Origin of the sequence: Hyphomonas sp. GM-8P (genome assembly GCF_003263315.1) — a bacterium.
In the GTDB taxonomy this organism is placed as follows: domain Bacteria; phylum Pseudomonadota; class Alphaproteobacteria; order Caulobacterales; family Hyphomonadaceae; genus Hyphomonas.
The window spans coordinates 44,674-61,858 of record NZ_AWFE01000056.1 but is presented as its reverse complement, the minus strand read 5'-3'; the positions used below and the strand labels follow the sequence as shown (position 1 = coordinate 61,858).

Annotated in this window: 20 protein-coding genes; 12 read left to right on the top strand and 8 right to left on the bottom strand. The window is 62.4% G+C overall.

Annotation, left to right across the window (positions count from 1 at the left end; translation table 11 throughout):
* Nucleotides 1-74: 74 nt before the first annotated feature.
* Nucleotides 75-770, top strand: coding sequence for a vWA domain-containing protein (locus HY26_RS04465; RefSeq protein WP_051599517.1), 696 nt, complete (start codon nucleotides 75-77; stop codon nucleotides 768-770).
* Between the two features lie 188 nt (nucleotides 771-958).
* On the top strand, nucleotides 959-1,717 hold the full coding sequence (locus HY26_RS04460) for a vWA domain-containing protein (protein WP_112073023.1): 759 nt from the start codon (nucleotides 959-961) through the stop codon (nucleotides 1,715-1,717).
* Between the two features lie 120 nt (nucleotides 1,718-1,837).
* Here HY26_RS04460 and HY26_RS04455 read toward each other — a convergent pair whose 3' ends face one another.
* Nucleotides 1,838-2,386, bottom strand: coding sequence for a hypothetical protein (locus HY26_RS04455; RefSeq protein WP_112073022.1), 549 nt, complete (start codon nucleotides 2,384-2,386; stop codon nucleotides 1,838-1,840).
* Between the two features lie 115 nt (nucleotides 2,387-2,501).
* On the opposite strand from HY26_RS04455, the gene HY26_RS04450 reads away from it, so the two are divergent.
* The gene (locus tag HY26_RS04450) at nucleotides 2,502-2,933 is read left to right on the top strand and encodes a universal stress protein (protein ID WP_112073021.1); all 432 of its coding nucleotides are present in this window, start codon (nucleotides 2,502-2,504) and stop codon (nucleotides 2,931-2,933) included.
* A gap of 220 nt (nucleotides 2,934-3,153) precedes the next feature.
* Nucleotides 3,154-4,206 (top strand): aspartate-semialdehyde dehydrogenase, encoded by a 1,053-nt coding sequence (locus HY26_RS04445; protein ID WP_112073020.1) that lies wholly within the window; start codon nucleotides 3,154-3,156, stop codon nucleotides 4,204-4,206.
* A 62-nt stretch (nucleotides 4,207-4,268) separates the two neighbouring features.
* On the opposite strand, the gene HY26_RS04440 is transcribed toward HY26_RS04445, so the two are convergent.
* The 3 genes from HY26_RS04440 to HY26_RS04430 all read right to left on the bottom strand — a co-directional run bounded on the left by HY26_RS04440 (nucleotide 4,269) and on the right by HY26_RS04430 (nucleotide 7,295).
* Entirely contained in the window at nucleotides 4,269-5,444 is a 1,176-nt protein-coding gene (locus HY26_RS04440; RefSeq protein ID WP_034761542.1) for an acetyl-CoA C-acetyltransferase, read from the bottom strand.
* Between the two features lie 96 nt (nucleotides 5,445-5,540).
* On the bottom strand, nucleotides 5,541-6,629 hold the full coding sequence (locus HY26_RS04435; RefSeq protein ID WP_158531418.1) for a glutathione S-transferase family protein: 1,089 nt from the start codon (nucleotides 6,627-6,629) through the stop codon (nucleotides 5,541-5,543).
* Nucleotides 6,630-6,704: 75 nt separating this feature from the next.
* Entirely contained in the window at nucleotides 6,705-7,295 is a 591-nt protein-coding gene (locus HY26_RS04430; RefSeq protein ID WP_112073018.1) for a TetR/AcrR family transcriptional regulator, read from the bottom strand.
* Nucleotides 7,296-7,361: 66 nt separating this feature from the next.
* Here HY26_RS04430 and HY26_RS04425 point away from each other — a divergent pair, with 66 nt between their 5' ends.
* The 3 genes from HY26_RS04425 to HY26_RS04415 are packed head-to-tail and all read left to right on the top strand — an operon-like array spanning nucleotide 7,362 to nucleotide 8,960.
* Entirely contained in the window at nucleotides 7,362-7,997 is a 636-nt protein-coding gene (locus HY26_RS04425; RefSeq protein ID WP_034761550.1) for an NAD(P)-dependent oxidoreductase, read from the top strand.
* A gap of 32 nt (nucleotides 7,998-8,029) precedes the next feature.
* Nucleotides 8,030-8,518, top strand: a complete 489-nt coding sequence (locus tag HY26_RS04420; RefSeq protein WP_233351535.1) for a DUF1772 domain-containing protein — start codon at nucleotides 8,030-8,032, stop codon at nucleotides 8,516-8,518.
* 34 nt (nucleotides 8,519-8,552) lie between these two features.
* Nucleotides 8,553-8,960 (top strand): DUF4345 family protein, encoded by a 408-nt coding sequence (locus HY26_RS04415; RefSeq protein ID WP_112073016.1) that lies wholly within the window; start codon nucleotides 8,553-8,555, stop codon nucleotides 8,958-8,960.
* On the opposite strand, the gene HY26_RS04410 is transcribed toward HY26_RS04415, so the two are convergent.
* Complete coding sequence (locus HY26_RS04410; protein ID WP_034761553.1) at nucleotides 8,957-9,634, bottom strand: nitroreductase; 678 nt, start codon at nucleotides 9,632-9,634, stop codon at nucleotides 8,957-8,959. The two genes, HY26_RS04415 and HY26_RS04410, sit on opposite strands and share 4 nt — an antisense overlap.
* Nucleotides 9,635-9,765: 131 nt before the next feature.
* Nucleotides 9,766-10,545, bottom strand: a complete 780-nt coding sequence (locus HY26_RS04405; protein ID WP_034761557.1) for an SDR family NAD(P)-dependent oxidoreductase — start codon at nucleotides 10,543-10,545, stop codon at nucleotides 9,766-9,768.
* A gap of 66 nt (nucleotides 10,546-10,611) precedes the next feature.
* On the opposite strand from HY26_RS04405, the gene HY26_RS04400 reads away from it, so the two are divergent.
* Entirely contained in the window at nucleotides 10,612-11,010 is a 399-nt protein-coding gene (locus HY26_RS04400; protein WP_034761559.1) for a YkvA family protein, read from the top strand.
* Between the two features lie 27 nt (nucleotides 11,011-11,037).
* Nucleotides 11,038-11,709 (top strand): lysoplasmalogenase, encoded by a 672-nt coding sequence (locus tag HY26_RS04395; protein ID WP_112073015.1) that lies wholly within the window; start codon nucleotides 11,038-11,040, stop codon nucleotides 11,707-11,709.
* Between the two features lie 64 nt (nucleotides 11,710-11,773).
* On the opposite strand, the gene HY26_RS04390 is transcribed toward HY26_RS04395, so the two are convergent.
* Both HY26_RS04390 and HY26_RS04385 read right to left on the bottom strand, forming a co-directional pair.
* The gene (locus HY26_RS04390; RefSeq protein ID WP_112073014.1) at nucleotides 11,774-12,244 is read right to left on the bottom strand and encodes a hypothetical protein; all 471 of its coding nucleotides are present in this window, start codon (nucleotides 12,242-12,244) and stop codon (nucleotides 11,774-11,776) included.
* A gap of 243 nt (nucleotides 12,245-12,487) precedes the next feature.
* Nucleotides 12,488-13,324 carry a TauD/TfdA family dioxygenase gene (locus tag HY26_RS04385; RefSeq protein WP_112073013.1) on the bottom strand — a complete coding sequence of 279 codons (837 nt, stop codon included), beginning with the start codon at nucleotides 13,322-13,324 and terminating at the stop codon, nucleotides 12,488-12,490.
* A 169-nt stretch (nucleotides 13,325-13,493) separates the two neighbouring features.
* On the opposite strand from HY26_RS04385, the gene HY26_RS04380 reads away from it, so the two are divergent.
* From HY26_RS04380 to HY26_RS04370, 3 genes are all read left to right on the top strand, one after another.
* Nucleotides 13,494-14,657 (top strand): phosphoserine transaminase, encoded by a 1,164-nt coding sequence (locus HY26_RS04380; protein ID WP_034761567.1) that lies wholly within the window; start codon nucleotides 13,494-13,496, stop codon nucleotides 14,655-14,657.
* A gap of 91 nt (nucleotides 14,658-14,748) precedes the next feature.
* The gene (gene serA, locus HY26_RS04375) at nucleotides 14,749-16,344 is read left to right on the top strand and encodes a phosphoglycerate dehydrogenase (protein ID WP_034761569.1); all 1,596 of its coding nucleotides are present in this window, start codon (nucleotides 14,749-14,751) and stop codon (nucleotides 16,342-16,344) included.
* Nucleotides 16,345-16,539: 195 nt separating this feature from the next.
* The gene (locus HY26_RS04370) at nucleotides 16,540-17,118 is read left to right on the top strand and encodes an acyloxyacyl hydrolase (RefSeq protein WP_112073012.1); all 579 of its coding nucleotides are present in this window, start codon (nucleotides 16,540-16,542) and stop codon (nucleotides 17,116-17,118) included.
* Nucleotides 17,119-17,185: the final 67 nt, after the last annotated feature.

Here is a 17,185-nt window from a genome sequence, read left to right as displayed (position 1 = left end):
TTTCTCACTTGTGCGGGCAGATCCTCTCCCCATCTCGGCTGACGGGCCGGGGGGCCAGCAGAGGAGGGACTCCCATGGCCCAGACAGACACCCAGGCCAAAATACACTCCTATATTCTTCTCGACCGCACCGGCTCGATGTCTCCCATCTGGGACGAGGCGTTGAGCTCGGTGAATGCCTATGCCGCCAGCATCGCCGGTCAGGCCGGGGACGTCGTGCCTCAGATCACGCTTGCCGTGTTTGACGCGCAGGACGGCCTGCAATTCGACGTGCTGCGCCGCAGCGTCCAGCCGGATGGCTGGCAGTCCGTCACCGACAAGGAAGCGAGCCCCCGCGGCATGACGCCCCTGTTCGATGCCATCGCGCGTCTGATTTCCATGGCGGAGGCCGACAATCCGGAAAAGGCCGTCATCGTCATCATGACCGATGGAGAGGAGAACGCCTCCCGCGAAGTGACGAAGGCCGGTGTGAAAGCTGCGCTCGACCGGGCAGAGAAACGCGGCTGGGAAGTCGTCTTCCTCGGCGCGGAGTTTGCGAACTTCTCCGACGCCGACGCGGTCGGCATCTCCGCGCGCAAGACCATGGCCATGGGCCGTGGACGGATGTCGGAATCGATGACCCGGCTCGCCCGCAAGAGCCAGGCCTATTACGCGTCGGCCGCGAGCGCGCCGGTCGAGTTCGACGAAATGGACCGGGAAGAGGCCGGCGAAGCCGATGTCCAGGAGCGGACCGGCCAGAAGCGCAAAGGCTTCTTCATGCGGAAGAAATAAGCCGAAACTGAACACATGTTCAGACTGGAAGGCCCGCCGGCATCCCGGCGGGCCTTTTACCTTCCAAACGGCAACAAGCCGCCACGAACGTGCCCCAATCCTGATTGAACTTTAATCTCAATCGGGCCGTGGGGGCTTGAGACGCACAAGGCCGGCGGTTCCGGCCACCAACTGGAAGGGACGCCAAGATGAAATCCTTCATCGCCAAACTTACACTCGGAGCCGCTGCAATTGCGCTGGCAGGCGGAGCCAACGCCAAGGTTCCACCGACACCACCAGAAGATCCGGGGGCGGTACATTCCTATATCCTGCTCGACCGGACGGGCTCCATGTCCGACATCTGGGAAGAAGCGCTTGGCTCGGTCAACGCCTATGCCGCCAGCGTTGGCGAGGCCGACGAAGGCGAAATCGACGGCGAGGATATCCAAACCGATGTCACGCTCGCCATCTTCGATTATCAGGACGGCATGCAGTTCGACGTACTGCGCGACAGCGTGAAGGCCGAAGACTGGCACAATGTCACCGATGACGAAGCCAGCCCGCGCGGCATGACGCCCCTGTTCGATGCGATCGGCCGAATGGTGAACCTTGCCGAAGCCGACAAGCCGGAAAAGGCCGTCATCGTGATCATGACCGATGGCCTTGAAAATTCCTCACGTGAACTGACGAAAGACGGCGCGAAGGCCGTTCTGGAACGGGCCGAAGCCAAGGGCTGGGAAGTTGTCTTCCTCGGCGCCGAATTCGCGAGCTTCGATGATGCCGAGAGCATCGGCATGGATGCGCGCAAGACCATGGCCGTCGGGCAGGGCAGCATGCAGGACAGCATGTCGGCGCTCGCCAAGAAATCCCGCGCCTATGGCAAGGGCGAAGAGGCCGAGATTGAATTCAATGAGCAAGACCGCGCCCTCGCCGACGAGGAAGGTGTGAAGGAACGCCAGAACCAATAGCAACCCGTCAGCCTGAACCTCCAACGGGCCGCACCGGCGAACCCCTGCACCCCTGCCGCCCGGAAAAGGAAGCCCGCCTCAGCAATGAGGCGGGCTGTTTTTGAAATATATGCCTCCGCCTTAGTAAGACTGCGCCGGTTTCACGCGAGATTCGGCGCGGTTGGCGTAGTAGCCGGCGATCAGGTCGCTGAGGGATTTTTCGGTGTCGCCATAGTCGATGCCATCCGTCCAGAGGGCGGCGGAGCAGAGGTCTGACACGAACCGTCCCATCCGGTTGCTGTCAGGATCTACGCCGTCATAGGATTCGCCCCGGATGTCATAGGCATGCGCGTTCGTCTGATGGAACGTGTCCAGCAGGCAGGCGCGTTCTTTCGGGGAGGTTGTGGCGGCCAGATCAGGCCAGTCCTCGCCCTGATACGGCTCCATCTCGCAAAGGCTGAAGACGGTCGCGGTCGTCAGGCCATCGCAGGCGGGCGGGGCGGGCAGGATTTCCGCCATCAGAGTGTTCGCGCGTTCCTGTGCTGCGCGTGCCTCTTCTTGCTGTTCAAGCACGGCGTCCAGCACACGTTGCTCGTCCGACACCTCCGCTGCGCGCTTGTTTCCGTACCAGACAAAGCCTGCGAGCCCGAGGCCGCAGATGAGCAGGATGAACGGGATCAGCGTCTTCATGGATATCCCCCTTCAGGATCGTTTTTCCGGACCATATCACGCCTTTCCTGGTGCGGCAGGTCATACGCCTGACAAACCGGGCCGGGGCCGTTAGGCTGGCCGGGAGGAGACTTTCATGACTGACCCGACCAGGCCACCCTTTCCGATCACGCAAATTCTTGTCCCCGTGGACATGCGGCACCGGGAGGCTTCGCAGCTGGCGGTGGAATCTGCCGTGTTTCTTGCGCGGCCGTCCGGGGCAAGCGTGTCGATCCTTACCGTCACGAATCCGCTCGGCACGCACCTGACGGAAATGCCTGAAGCGCTGAAGCCGGATTTCGAAGCCTTTGTCGCGTCAGAAGCAGAGCGGCTCGGCATTGCCATCACGCCCTTGTTCGAAAGCCATGAGGCTGTGAACGAGACGATCCAGAAAGTGATCAAGAAGCACGGCGTGGATTTCGTTGTGATGGCAACGCATCATCCGCGCCTGACCGATCATCTGTTCGGGTCGCACGCCTCTCAGACGGCGCTGCATGCCAATTGCTCCGTGCTCATCCTGCGGGGGTAAGCGCGTCAAAGCGCTTTACTTCTGATGGCCGTGGCCGTATTCAGCCGCCCATGCTGAAGAAACAGATTATTATTACCCCGAAAACGACCCGCCTTTGCGGGACGTTGCGGGTGTGTGCGATCTGAAACCAGCCACCCTCACCAACGTCCCGCCCAGGCGCGGGACGGCCATTCCCTGACACGGCTCTCCCGCTCTGAAGGCTCCCCAACCGGAGAATGCCATGTCACCCCGTTTCTCAAGATCCAATCCTCCCTGTGTCGGCGTTGTCGGCGCGACCGGCCTCGTCGGCAGCCTTATGCGCGAGCTGCTGGCTGAGCGGGACTTCCCGCTCGCCTCGCTGCGCCTGTTCGCCTCGGCGCGTTCCGCTGGCAGGAAAGTCCCGTTTCGTGACACCGAGATCGTGGTGGAGGACGTTGCCGCGGCGGATGTGTCCGGGCTCGACATCGTCTTCTTCTCGGCGGGCGGAGAAACCTCGCGCAAGTATGCGCCGAAATTCGCGGAAGCCGGCGCGATCGTGATCGACAATTCCTCCGCCTGGCGGAAGGATCCGGATGTGCCGCTGGTCGTGCCGGAGGTGAACGCACATGCGCTCGCGAACATCCCGAAAGGCATCGTCGCCAACCCGAATTGCACGACCATGGCGGCGATGCCTGTGCTGAAGCCGCTCCACGATGCCTGGGGGCTGACGCGCCTCTTTGCCTCGACCTACCAGGCCGCTTCCGGGGCAGGGGTGGCCGGATCGGAAGAGCTGACCGCGCAGGTGGCGGCAGCGGCCGCTGGGGACATGGCCGGCCTTGTCGACAATCCGGCGGCGGTGGACTTCCCGGCACCGAAGAAATGGGCCGTGCCGCTCGCCTTCAACGTGGTGCCGATGAACTATGTTCTGGGGGAAGACGGATACACTGACGAGGAACTGAAGCTGCGCGACGAGAGCCGCAAGATCATGGGGCTTCCGGACCTGAAAGTCTCCGGCACCTGCGTGCGCGTGCCGGTGATGACCGGGCACAGCCTGTCGATCCATGCCGAGTTCGACCGGTCGGTGTCGGCAGAAGAAGCCGAAACCATGCTGAGGAAGGCGCCGGGCGTGCAGGTGGACCTGGTGCCGAACCCGCTGGAAATGACGGGCAAGGACAATGTCAGTGTCGGGCGTATCCGCAAGGACAGCGCGCTGGACAATGGCCTTGTCCTGTTCGTGGTTGGCGACAATCTCCGCAAGGGTGCGGCACTGAATGCCGTGCAGATCGCCGAAGCCCTGCTGGACATGGCAGATTAGGCTCAAAGAAAAACGCCGGACCCGCAAAGGTCCGGCGTTTCGTATTACGTTGAAGGCCTGGCTTACAGCGCTTCGATGATGGTGACGTTGGCGATACCGCCGCCTTCACACATGGTCTGCAGGCCATACTTCTTGCCCCGGGCACGCAGGGCGTAGATCAGCGTCGTCATCAGCTTGGTGCCCGAAGCGCCGAGCGGGTGACCGAGCGCAATGGCGCCGCCATTGACGTTCAGTTTCGCCGGGTCTGCGCCATGATGCTTCAGCCACGCGATCGGAACCGGCGCGAAGGCTTCGTTGACTTCATAGAGGTCGATGTCGTCGATCTTCATGCCGGCGCGCTGCAGGGCGCGGTCGGTGGCGAACAGCGGCTCTTCCAGCATGATCACCGGGTCACCGGCGGTGACGGTGAGGTTGTGGATGCGGGCCAGCGGCGTGAGGTTGTGCGCCTTGATGGCAGCTTCGGACGCGACCATCACGCCGGACGAACCGTCGCAGATCTGGCTGGCATTGGCGGCGGTCATGATGCCGTCATCCATCAGGATTTTCAGCTTCGCCATGCCTTCCATGGAGGCGTCGTAGCGAATGCCTTCATCCTTGTCGTGCATCACTTCGTTGCCTTCCGGATCGCGGCCCTTGAGGGCGACGATCTCATCCTTGAAGGCACCAGCCTTGGTGGCCTCGGCGCCGCGCCTGTGGCTTTCCACCGAGAAGGCGTCGAGCTCTTCCTTGGTGTGGCCATGCTTCTTGGCAATCATCTCGGCACCAACGAACTGGCTGAACTGCTTGATGCCGAACTTGTCCTTCACCGATTGCGGCGTCGGGTCCGTCGGCACTTCGAACAGCTTGCCGGCGCGGGCGTTGATGCCCATCGGGCAGCGGGTCATGCTTTCAACGCCGGCGGCGATGACAAGGTCCTGCGTGCCCGACATCACGGCCTGGGCCGCAAACTGGAGGCTCTGCTGCGAGGAACCGCACTGGCGATCGATCGTCACGGCGGGAACGCTCTGGGGAAGTTTCGAGGCCAGGACAGCGGTCCGGCCGATCTGGGCGGCCTGCTCACCCGCCTGCGAGACGCAGCCCATGATCACGTCCTCGATGGCCGCCGGATCAATGCCGGTTTCGTCCACGAGCGCGTTCAGGACTTGCGCGCCAAGATCGCCCGGATGCCATTCGGCGAGGGCGCCGCCGCGGCGGCCGCCGGCGGTACGTTTTGCTGCTACGATATATGCGTCTGCCATGTCACGCGTTCCTCTTCCAATATTGTCGGGGCATTTATACGCCCGGTGACCGGCTGCGCCAGCACTCTCCCAACGGCACCTGCCGCAAGGAGACTGTCAGTTATGGATCTCTGCAAACACCGGCAGCGACTGGCCGAAGGGCGCAGTGGCCGCATTGGCATAGCCGCTGTCCACCTCCGGCAGGCGCAACAATGGATCGATCACGCCGCTGGATTGCAGGACCGGGTCAAGGTCGGCGCGGGCCGCGTCGTCCAGCGCGTGATAGTGCGCCTGCAGCTTTTCAAGGCACCAGACCCGGTACTGGGACGTTTGCAGATCACGATAGGCGGTGCCCTGAATGGTCATGCCATGGCGCGCACCGCCTGCCCGCCAGGCGAGGGCGTTGGCGTTGAGCGCTTCCAGATGTGTTTCCGCGAGTTCACGCAGCAGGGGCAACAGATCGTCCGGGATGCCGCGGACAAGGCCACCGCTGGTGCGGGAGCCGCGGGCATTCCAGACGCGGTAGACCCAGGCCATCACGCCGGAGGCATTTTCCCGCATGATGATGCCAGGCACGGGGTCCATCGCGAAGTGGCGGAAGAGTGGCCCCATCAGTCCGATGTCGGCCAGCGTTGGCCGGTCACCCAGCAGGAAAGGCCGTGCCTGAAAGACGGGTTCCAGCAAGTCGAGCAGCTTGAGATAGCTGCCTTCCACATGCGCGCGCGTGTCCGGGGTGACGCCGTCGCGATCGACGAAATTATGCTTCTGGCGTTTCTCCGTCCGCCGCCGTTTCAGGAAGCCGGGCGCCTTGATGTCCCGGCCCATCACATTTGCGATCTGCCGGGCGAGAAGTTTCGAAGAGAGCGGATAGCTCCAGCGGTAATGCATGGCCGGGCGCCAGAGCCATTCGTCGGCATAGTCTTCGATCAAGCGGCAGAGGAAGGCTTGGCCCGGGTCTTCCGGGAGGATCGGTGGGCTAGGGTGCTGGGTTTCGAACCAGTCGATCATCGGGCTGGAATCGGTCATCCAATGGCCGTCCGGCAGTTCCACGGCAGGCATCTGCATGGCGCCGGTCTTTTCAGGGATTGTGTGCATGAACTCCTGCGCGCTCATCGGGCAGAACTCGTAGGGGATTTCCTTGTAGCGCAGATAGGATTCCAGCTTGCCCGTGAAATAAGAAACCTTGAGCCCGTAGACTTTCAGCATGACGCCCTCCCCCGGCCGCATGTAACGGCACTTTAACTGTCAATAGTTGCATCATCTGCCAAAAAGCTGGCGGACTCAAGCGCCCATGACAAACAGGCGGCGGGCGGTGGCGGTGATGTGCGTCAGATACTGCTTCTGCGACCAGCCGCAGACCTGCGTCAGGTGTTCCCAGTTCGGCAGCAGCAAGAGCGTCCAGAGGAGATCCGTCGCTTGCGGTGCTGTCATGCCGGGGGCAAGGTCGCCGTCGCGTTTCAGGGCGTTGATGGCGGCTTCACAGCCTTCCCGCATGTCCTGCATCCGCTGGGCCCAGGCGCTGCGGGCTTCCTCATCCGTCGGGCTCATATCGATCAGCGCTCGCCCGATGGGATAGATCTCCGGCAGGTAACCGGCCCATGCTTCAATGAATGCGTCGAGGCGTTCCGAACCGGTCTTTGCCGCCCGGCTTGGGGCGAGGCGCGCGTCGGAGTCTTTCAACTCATCCACATAAAACGTGGTGGCGATCAGCAGGTCTGCGCGGTTGGCGAAGTGCAAATAGACCGCCTGCCGGCTGATGCCGGCGCGCTTGGCAATGTCTGACATCCGCACGCCAGTGCCGCCACCTTCAGTCAGGAGGTCGGCTGTGGCCTGGAGGATTCTTTTACGAGTATCGGGATTGGGGCTTGACATAGTGTCAAGTGATCACCTATTTGACGCCGTGTCAATTGACATCGTGTCAAGCAAAAGGAGGCAATCATGCGAATAGCAGTTTTCGGATCGACCGGCGGTGTTGGGCGGCACGTCGTTGCCCAGGCCCTCAAAAAGGGAATGGCTGTAACGGCGCTTGTCCGGTCCCCCGGCAAGTTGGCGGACCTGCCGCAGGGCCTGACGCTGGTTCCGGGCGATGTGTCGGATGAAGAGGCGGTCTATTACACGGTGGCCGGCGCAAATGCGGTGGTCTGCGCTCTTGGCGCACCCCTGCAGGACAAGAGCGGGATTCGTGCCAGCGGTACGGCCCAGATCATACGGGCCATGAAAGATGCCTGCGTCGACCGGCTGGTCTGCCTGTCCTCCATCGGGGCAGGGGACAGCTATCCCCTGATCCCGGCGCACTACAAATACCTGCTTGGCCCACTGATGATGGAGCACATGTTCGCCGACCATGAGGCACAGGAAGCAGAGATTGCTGCCTCAGGCCTCGACTGGATCATCGCGCGGCCTGGCCCCTACCGGGATGGCGACCGCACCGGCGCCTATGCGCACGGGTCCAGCAGCCTCGCACCGGACCGGAAGCTGAAATTCCACATCAACCGTGCCGACGTGGCGGATTTCCTGATCCGTCAGCTTTCGGACGATACCTATCTGCACAAACCGGCTTGGCTGACCAGCTGACCGGATCACCCAATCCCGCAAAGGAGACCTACATGACCCAACAATGGATGCTGTACGCCAGCGAATTTTCCGTGATCGCCTATGCCCTCGTGGCCGGCGTGTTCCTCACCTTTTCCGATTTCGTCATGCGATCGCTTGCGGCGACGCAGCCCGCTGGCGGGATCGAGGCGATGCAACTGATCAACCGCAAAGTGTTCCGTACGCTTTTCATGGTCCTGCTGATCGGTATGGCCGTCGTCTCACCGATAATGGCAGCCTTCGCGATCTGGCAGGAGGGCGGCCCGGCAGCCGCCTGGATCATCGCGGCAGCCGTCACCTATGTGATCGGCTCGTTCGGCGTGACCGCGGTATTCAATGTGCCCATGAATGAACGCCTTGACCGGATGGCACACGACAGCGCCGTCGCCGCAGCCTACTGGCACCGCTATGTCCCGGCCTGGAGTTTCTGGAACACCGTCCGCACGCTCGCCTCAGCCGCGGCTGCCGTCTTCATGCTGATGGCCGTTGTCGAATTGGCCTGACCTTCACTCACAGTCTTTTCAAAAGGAGAGCCCCATGTCCCGTTCCTTGTTTCCCTCTGCCGCATTGTTTCTTTCCGGCGTGATCGCCGTCCTGATCGGCGCGGCCATCGTTCTGGACCCTGCCGCATTCCATGCAACATCCGGTATTCATCTTGGCGCAGGGGATGCTGCGCTGCTGAATGAAATGCGGGCTGCAGGCGGACCTATTCTGGCCGCTGGCCTGCTGGCGCTTGCCGGCCTGTTTGTCCATCGCCTGCAGACACTCGCCCTGACCGCCAGCGCCGTTTTCTACACCGGCTACGGCTTGGCACGGCTCGCCAGCCTGATGGTGGACGGCGTTCCGGATCAGGCGATGGTGTGGATCACCGCGCTGGAACTGGCGGTCGGTGCGGTGTGTTTCCTGGCAGTCGCTGCGTCAGGCAGGACTGCCGCGCCCGGCTAGTCGTCAAAGCCAAGGAAGGTGGCGGCTTCGTCTACGGACTTCCGTTTCGAGACGACCGCATTGGCCGGGAAGGTGTCATCTGGCCAGCCCATGGCGACGCAGGTCTGGATCACCTGATCGTCCGGAATGCCCGCTTCCTCGCGCACAACCGGGCTCTGCATGATGCCTTGCGAATTGATCACGCAGCCGAGGCCGCGGTTCCAGGCGGCATTGACGATGCCGTTGACGACGCCGCCGCAGTCGAAAGGCGGAATGTCGCCGCCGGCCAGCGCCTTGTCATAGGTGACGACGATGGAGACCGGCGCATCGAATTGGCGGAAGCCGCGCAGCACCCAGTCCATCCGGGCTTCCTTGTCGTGGCGTTCGATGCCCATGGCCTGGAACAGCTGGATGGCGATCTCAACCTGACGTTCGCGGTGGACACCTTCATAGGGCGGGCCCATGCGGAATTCGCGGCTGTCGGGCACGCCCGCAACATTGCGCTCGACATTGCCCTTGCGGATCCGGTCCAGCACGTCGCCGGAGACGACATAGAAATTCCATGGCTGGGAGTTCAGCGAGGTTGGCGCGCGCATGGCGATTTCAAGGATCTCGCGGACGAGCGCTTTCGGGACCGGCTTCTTCAGGAAGCCCCGGATACTGCGCCGGCTGCGGACAACGTCATCATATTCCACGGTTGGACCTCCCAATCTCTTATCGGAACCCTTGTAGCGCACCCGCCGCGCCTGACATCCCCTGCCGCAGCGGAAACAAAAAACCCGCTCTTCCGAGCGGGTTTTTCAGGCTTTCGTACCTTTTCAGGCGATCAGCGCGGCGCCATGCGGATGGCACCGTCGAGGCGGACGTCTTCGCCGTTGAAGTAGCCGTTGCGGCACATTTCGGTGGCGAGCGATGCATACTCTTCCGGGTTGCCGAGGCGGGCCGGGTGCGGCACCTGGGCGCCGAGGGCCTGTTTGACCGGTTCCGGAGCGCCTTGCAGCAGCGGGGTGTTGAAGATGCCCGGCAGGATCGTGTTGACGCGGATCAGTTCGCGCGACAGGTCGCGGGCGATCGGCAGGGTCATGCCGACAACGCCGCCCTTGGAAGCGGAGTAGGCAGCCTGGCCGATCTGGCCATCTTCAGCAGCAACGGAAGCCGTGTTCACGATTGCGCCGCGCTCGCCGTCGATCGGGTCGAGGGTCATCATGCCAGCGGCCGATTTCGCGATGCAGCGGAAGGTGCCGACCAGGTTGATCTGGATGATCAAGTTGAACTTATCGAGCGGGAAGTGGCTGATTTCGCCGGTTTCCTTGTTGCGGCTGGCCGTCTTGATGGCGTTGCCGGTGCCGGCGCAGTTGATCAGGATGCGCTCCTGGCCGATGGCGGCACGGGATTTTGCGAAAGCGGCATCGACGCTTGCGTCGTCGGTCACGTTACACTCGCAGAACACACCGCCGAGTTCCTTGGCGAGGGCTTCGCCTTTTTCCACGTTCAGGTCGAACAGGGCGACCTTGACGCCATAGCTGGCCAGTTTCGTGGCGGTCGCGGCGCCGAGACCGGAGGCGCCACCGGTGATGACAGCTGAGATATTCGAATTGAGTTCCATGGGCCGCGGCCCTCCCTTGTTTCTGACAACTTTTCAGATGATCTATAGGTCTCACAGGAGGACGCAATGTCTGACGCAGCGGAAGTTATCAACACCGTTCTCAGCGAGGACGGACGCTATATCCCGAAGTCGATCGAGCGCGACGAGCGTACCTCGCGCGGGCTGATCCCGAAGCTGATGCGGATGGTGGGTAGAATCCCCTTCGCGGACGACCTTGTGGCGGCCTGGTACGCCGCGCGCGATCCGCACACGCCGATGCGGGCGAAGGCCGTCCTGTTTGCCGCCGTCGCCTATTTTGTCACACCGATGGACATGCTGCCGGACTTCATCACCGGTCTTGGATTTACCGACGACGCAACTGTGCTCGCAACAGCCCTTGGCCTGGTGGGCATGCATGTGAAAGAAACGCATCGGGCCGCGGCCCGGCGCCTGTTGCGGGTGCCGGAAGCGGTCAAGGAAGACTAGAAGAAGAAAACAGAGGGAGGCGGCCGGATGGCTGGGGAAACCGCCGTGCTTGCGGGCGCGATCGTGTTGGGCGTGATGTATTGGGCCGGCTGGTGCTGGCGAGAGGGCGGGGGGCTGCCCGGCCTGCTGGTAAAGACCGGGTCGACCGCGCTGTTGGCCTTGTTTGCCTTCATGGCAGATGGACCATGGCTGCTGGTTGCGGGGCTTGCCCTGTCGTCTGCAGGGGACGCTTTCCTCGCGATGGACAAGCCCGGCGAGGACAAATGGCTGAAGCCCGGCATGGCGGCTTTCTTCCTGGCGCATGTCGCCTATGTCGCCCTGTTCTGGGCCCTGCCACAGGCGGACCGGACGCTGCTGAACCTGACGGCCCAGATCGTGCTGGTGCTGGGCGGGGTGGTGTTCGTGCGCTGGCTCGCGCCATCCCTTGGGTCGATGCGGATTCCGGTCTTTGCCTATACGGCTATCATCCTTGTGATGGGGGCTGCGGCACTGCGGTTGCCGCCGCCCTTCCTGCTGGTGACGCTGGGGGCTGTGATGTTTGTCGCTTCCGACATGATCCTGTCGCTGCAGCTGTTCACCCGGCCGCCGGGCGCGGCGAAGCGCATGGGGCCATCGCTGGCCGTGTGGGGGCTTTATTTCTTCGGGCAGGTCCTGATCGCCTGGGGCGGGGTGTATCCCTTCATCTCCGTCGCTGAATAGAAACGCGGCGGCGTCCGGCTATCCGGAGGCCGCCGCATTCTGAACGGGTGTCTAAATTACCTAGCTATTCAAACCATTGTCCGGTGCCGACCGAGGCGCCGCCCTTGGAGTGGATCGTCAGGACACCGCGGCGCCCTTCATAATCGCCGGACTTGCCGATGAGGCCACCGACGCAGGACATTTCCCCGGCTTCCGGATTCAGAATGTTGCAGCCGGAATAGACGGTATAGTCGCCCTCCGGGCCAGTGCCGTCGCACACGCCGTGCACCATGAAGATGGAGTCCCTTGGCGGTTGGCTTGTGGAGACGCAGGTGAAGGTGCTGTTACTGACGGTACCGTCTGCCTGTGTGACCGTGGATGCACCGGTCCAGTATGCGCCGGCGACAGAGCCTTCCGGTGTCGATGCGCCGAGCGTCGTCGGCTCTTCCGACGTGGACTCAAAGGTGAAGGTTTGCGCCAGCGCGCCGCCACAAAGGGCCGCTGCCGCCACTCCGCAGGCCAGGGGGCGGATCATCCGCCCGAATTTGATCCTCATTGTTCCCTCCATAGGAATTGCAGTCCGCTCATCAGTGAGCAGATCGATTGGGCCGGATGGCTCAATGGCGTGGAGGTGGTCTCGATCAGTTGCGAACGTGGCTGTCAGTCAACGGCGTCCGCGGGCACGATAGGTGTCTCTGGTCCCACCCGTTGGCGGGAATATACTCCGAAAACAGACTTTTTCCAAGGTGTTGCGGGTGATTGCAACCGGTGGGGGCCTGGGGCGCGAGGGTTTGCCCTCCTAGCGTGGACGGTCGCCATTGATCGTGGCCCGGCGCATGTGGCGGCGGTGGCCATGGTAATCGTTGAGGGCATAGTGCCAGACACAGCGATTGTCCCACATGGTGACGTCGCCTTCCTGCCATCGGACGCGGCACGTGTTGCGCTCCTCCCGTGAGAGGTCGAACAGATAGTTCAACAGCGGCCGGCTTTCCTTCCGGCTCCACCCGGCAAAGCGCAGCGTGAAGGCGGGGTTGATGAACAGGCCCTTGCGGCCCGTTTCAGGATGGGTGCGGATCACTGGGTGTTCATATTCCGGCGCATCGGGGGCGGACTTGGCATCCATGGACTGGCGTACAGCGGCGGAATAGCCGTCCGCGCCATATTCCTTGCTGGCGGTGTGGATGGCGGTCATGCCTTCCAGCGTTTTCTTCAGACCTGGGGAGAGCCGGTCATAGGCGGCCTGCTGGTCTGCGAACAGTGTGTCGCCGCCAAAGGGCGGCACTTTGAGGGCATGCAGGATGGAGCCGAGGGCCGGTTCCTCCAGGAAGCTCATGTCGGAATGCCAGCCACCGCCGAAATTGGTCTTCTCCTCCGGCTCTTTGATGATCTCGAGCAGTTCCGGGTGACCCTCCATGCCCTTCACATAAGGGTGGATGTTCAGCGTGCCGAAGCGGCGGGCGAAGGCCTTGTGCTGGTCCGGCGTCATGCCCTGCTGCCCGCGCAGGACGATCACCTTGTAGTCGAGAAACGCTTGGTGGACCGCGTCGAACTCGGCGTTCGACAGATCCTGCTTCAGGTCCACGCCGTGGATTTCCGCGCCAAGGGTGCCGGTGAGGGGCTGGATCGTCATGCTCATGGGGGTCCTCCATTTTTCCGCGCAGCTTAGCAGGTCGCGGCATCAGGTCACGCATATATCAAGTCACAGAAAAGCCATTTGCGCGGACCTCCGAAATATGAGACAGACGCGGCGGGCCAGCATCCCCCAACGGATGCCAGCCTATCTGTAAGGATAGGAGTACAAACAGATGACGACCGTCGCCAAACCCGGCGTGCTGCCAGCATGCCCGCATTTTTCCTCGGGCCCGACTGCCAAGCGCCCAGGATTTTCCCTTGAAAAACTGAACACTGCCGCCCTTGGCCGCTCGCACCGCTCCGGTGATGCGAAGAAGAAGCTGAAAGCGGCCATTGAGCGGACCAAGACGATTCTCGGCCTGCCGGAAGGCTATCGCGTGGCCATCGTGCCGGCGTCCGATACCGGCGCCGTTGAAATGTGCATGTGGTCCATGCTGGGCGCGAAGCCGGTCGATGTCTTTGCCTGGGAAAGCTTTGGCCAGGACTGGGTGACCGACGCGACCAAGCAGCTGAAGCTGGCGGACTGCAACACCTATGTCGGCGATTACGGCGAACTGCCGCCCTTCGAGAAGGCGCGCGACGACGCCGACATCATCTTCACCTGGAACGGCACGACCTCGGGTGTGCGTGTCCCGAATGCCGACTGGATCAAGCCGAACCCGGACCGCGTCGTGATCTGCGATGCGACCTCGGCTGCCTTCGCGCAGGACATTGAGTGGGAGAAGCTCGATGTGGTGACCTATTCCTGGCAGAAGATCCTCGGCGGGGAGGCGGCCCACGGCATGCTGATCCTCAGCCCCAACGCCGTGAAGCGTCTGGAAACCTACACGCCGGACCGGCCGCTGCCGAAACTGTTCCGCATGACCAAGGGCGGCAAGCTGAATGAGGACCTGTTCGAAGGTTCCACGATCAACACGCCGTCCATGCTGTGCGTCGAAGATTACCTGCAGGCGCTCGACTGGTGTGAGGAACTTGGCGGCTGGAAAGCCCTGAAGGCCCGCTCCGACGAAAGCCTCGGCATTCTCACCGACTGGGTCGCGAAAACGGACTGGGTCGACTTCCTTTGTCCGGATGCAGACGTGCGCTCCAATACCGGCGTGACGTTCAAGATTGTCGATCCGCGGGTTGCAGGGCTCGATGAGGCCGGTCAGCGCGCCTTCGTGAAGGCGATGATGAAGCGTCTCGAAACGGAAAACGCCTGCTTCGACGCCGCCGGTTATGCCAAGGCCCCTCCCGGCCTGCGCATCTGGTGCGGCGGCACGGTGGAACCGTCCGACGTTGCGAAACTGACGCCGTGGCTCGACTGGGCCTTCGCTGAAGAAGTCGCCTCACTCTAGCACCTGAATCTGAATTGCGCCTTCACGAACAAGGCGAAGGCAGAGCGGCGCGGGCGATGGTCCGCGACAGCCGCGAGCAAAGGAAAAGACTATGCCTAAAGTCCTTATCGGAGACAAACTCTCCCCCGCCGCCGTGGAAATCTTCCACGCCCGCGGCATCGAAACGGTCACCAAGACCGGTCTGAACACGGAAGAACTGATTGCAGAGATTCCGGAATATGACGGCCTCGTCGTCCGCTCGGCCTGCAAGCCGAACGCCGACGTCATCGCCGCCGCGACGAACCTGAAAGTCATTGGGAGGGCCGGTATCGGCGTCGACAATATCGACATCAAGGCTGCGACCGCCAATGGCGTCGTGGTCATGAACACGCCCTTCGGCAACGCCATCACGACGGCAGAGCATGCCATCGCGATGATGTTCGCTGCAGCCCGCCAGATCCCGGCCGCCAATGCCGAGACGCAGGAGGGCAAATGGCCGAAATCCGGTTATATGGGGGTCGAGGTCTCGTTCAAAACGCTCGGCCTGATCGGGGCAGGGAACATCGGCTCCCGCGTTGCGGAGCGCGCCATTGGCCTGAAGATGCGTGTCGTGGCCTATGACCCGTTTCTGACGGAAGAGCGCGCGCTGGAACTTGGCGTGGAGAAAGTGGAACTGGACGAATTGCTGAAACGCGCAGACGTCATCACGCTGCACGTTCCGCTCACGGACCAGACCCGCAATATCCTCAGCCGCGAAAACCTTGGCAAAACCAAGAAAGGCCTGATCCTCGTGAACTGCGCCCGCGGAGGCCTGGTGGACGAGGAAGCCGTGGCTGACCTGCTGGAAAGCGGTCATCTTGCCGGTGCAGCCTTCGACGTGTTCGCCGTCGAACCGGCGAAGGAGAACGTGCTTTTCGGCAAGAAAAACTTCATCGCCACGCCGCACCTCGGCGCGTCCACGAACGAGGCGCAGGAAAATGTTGCCCTTCAGGTGGCCGAGCAGATGTCGGACTATCTTCTGTCCGGCGCCGTCACCAATGCGCTCAACATGCCGTCGATCACAGCGGAAGAAGCCCCGCGCATCAAGCCCTTCGCCACGCTGGCGGAAAAACTTGGCTCGTTCGCCGGCCAGATCTCCGACTTTGGCTACGAAGAGGTGGTCATCGAGTATGAGGGCGAGGTCGCAGACCTGAACCGAAAACCGATGACGGCAGCATTGCTCGCCGGCCTGCTGCGTGCCTCGCGCGGGGACGTCAACATGGTCTCGGCGCCGGCGATTCTGGCCGACAGCGGCGTCAAGCTGACCGAAACCAAGACTGAAGACAGCCCGGTCTATGACAGCCTCATCCGCGTCAAGGTGAAGACCAAGGCGACGAAGAACGCCCCGGAAGGCGGTTGGCGCACGCTGGCCGGCACGCTGATCGCCGGCAAGCCGCGCATCGTCGAGGTGAAGGGCATGGCGCTGGAAGGCGATTTCGCCCCGGTCATGCTCTACGTGAACAACCTCGACCAGCCGGGCTTCATCGGCGCGCTTGGCCAGATGCTGGGCGAGGAGCAGATCAACATCGCTACCTTCCACCTCGGCCGGACGACGGCAGGGGACGAGGCGATTGCCCTGATCGGCATCGATTCGACGCCAAGCGGCGGCCTGGTCGAGAAGCTGAACGGCCTGCCGCAGGTCCGCTACGCCAAAGTGCTGACGTTCTGACCTGTTTCAGGCGACAAGCCTGATTCGATATCTTGAGGACGGGCGGTCCGCCGGGCCGCCCGTTTTTCCATTCCGGGTGGAGGCGTTGTGTCCGTCCGGTTGCCTGTCCCCGCAAATTGACGTGAACGGCCGGTTTCACGCTTGACGGGCGAGTCCGGAAATTCTTACTCGCCCGTAATATTACAGGGAGTTTCCATGCGCCGTTACCTTCTTGCCAGCATCACCGCTGCAGCCTCATTCGCCGGATCCGCCTCTGCAGATCTCGTTAGCGAGATCCGCCTCGGCGTGATGCAGGAGAATGTCTGCGTCCTCGATTGCGACAATGCCAACAAGGAACCCGGCCAGAGCATCAATGGCGATATCCTCTTCAATTCCCCTGATTTTCTGAGCTTCATCTGGAGCCCGAAGCCCTATCTCATGGGCAGCGGAAACTTGCAGGGTGAGACCAGCTTCGGCGGCGTCGGGCTGCACTGGTCGTTTCCGATCACGAAAACCTGGCAGTTCGAACCGAGCTTCGGTTACGTCATCCATGACGGCGAGTTGGCGAGCCCGTATCCGGATGGCGACCCACGCAGCCTGGCATTTACGGAAGAGCACGTGCTGCTCGGGTCTCGCGACCTGTTCCGCACGACATTCGGCCTTCATCACGACATCAACGAAACCTGGGGCGTGGAGGTGATGTACGAGCACCTCAGCCACGGTCAGGTGCTCGGCAATGGCCGCAACCAGGGGCTCGACAATGTCGGCGTACGCTTCAGCTACAGTTTCGAGTAGCGCGCGGCCAAAGGCCACTTGCTTTTCTGCGCTGAATCCTGCCCTTGTCGCCGCGGACTGAACAGGA